Source organism: Serratia nevei, assembly GCF_024160145.1.
GTDB lineage: Bacteria > Pseudomonadota > Gammaproteobacteria > Enterobacterales > Enterobacteriaceae > Serratia > Serratia nevei_A.
The window spans coordinates 1-1,303 of sequence record NZ_JAMYWQ010000090.1; the positions used below are offsets into that span (position 1 = coordinate 1).

Sequence of the window (1,303 nt, forward strand, 5' to 3'; positions counted from 1 at the left end):
TGACTAGTCCTGATATAGGTTGACACTTTTCAGCCGGATAACGCCCGATGAACCTCATCGGGCGTTTTGTATTTCAGCGACAGGTGCGGCCGCTGTGTGTTGTAGATGTTCACCGACTCCCTGACCATCTTTTCTGCCTGTACGATGTCTTCTGGCCTGCCGAGCAGGTATTCCGTTTTAAGTATCCCATTTACCCGTTCCGCCAGCGCATTCTGGTAACAGTCATACCCGTCCGTCATCGAGCAAGTGACACCATACCTCTGATGTAACGCCTGATATTCCTGCGAACAGTACTGGATACCCCGATCCGAGTGGTGCACCAGCGGCAACGTCGTGCGTCTGCCGGCCAGCGCCATTTTAAATGCACAGGCGACGTGCCGGGTATGCAGACTTTCATGTACATGATACCCCACGATTTTTCTCGACCAGGCATCCGTTATCAGGCTGACATACGCCGTTCCCGTTCTCAGCGGCAGATAGGTGATATCCGCCACCCACACCTGTTCCGGGCGGCTGGCTATTACCTGATTGTCTCCCGCTTTCAGCAGGTTAGGATGGCGATAAAAACGATGGTGGCTGTGCGTCGTTTTGTGATACGCCCGCTTAGGCATCACCAGTAACCGCGCACAGCGCAAGATACTGAACAGCCGGTCACGCCCCACATGCAGCACCGGTTCGGCGCGTTGCCGCAGCAGATGTTGCAGCTTGCGCGTCCCCAGTCGGGGCTGGTGTAAGCGGATGGCTGTCACCTGTTCGACGAGATGCCGGGCCTGTTCCTCTCTGCCTGCTTCACGCTGCAGGGACTGGTACCACGCTTGTCGGCTGATGCCCATCAACCGGCAAACGCGCGTTACTGTGAGTCCCGGTATTTGTGCTTGCGTGATAAGGCGGTTAACTGCTTTTTTGTCAGCGTAGCGCCAAAGTCGGTATTCATGACTTTGACGACGGCTTCGAAGAACTGAGCTTTGACTTCAGATTCAGCCAGTTGCTGCTCAAGTTCTTTAATACGCTGTTCGGGCGTCAGGGGAAGTTTAGGCATGTTGCCTCCGCACGTTTTGGTGGAAGGAGAAGTCCGCCAGTCAAGCTGACCGTATTTGCGCAGCCAGTTCATGACGGTTGCGTTGCCCTGAATACCATAGCGGTCTGTGGCCTGACGGCAAGTCATTTCGCCTTTTTCGACCTGTTCGACAACGGCTAATTTAAAGGATAGAGAATAATCGCGTTGTGTGCGTTTAACATACTGGTTCATCACATTTTCCTCTGTGCGTGAGTAAAATGTGTCAACGCTATTTAGGACGGGTCA

At 53.7% G+C, this 1,303-nt stretch carries 1 pseudogene; it reads right to left on the reverse strand.

What is annotated here, in order from left to right:
- Positions 1 to 3: 3 nt before the first annotated feature.
- A pseudogene (locus M6G53_RS24840) lies at positions 4 to 1,249 on the reverse strand (IS3 family transposase).
- Between the last annotated feature and the right edge of the window lie 54 nt (positions 1,250 to 1,303).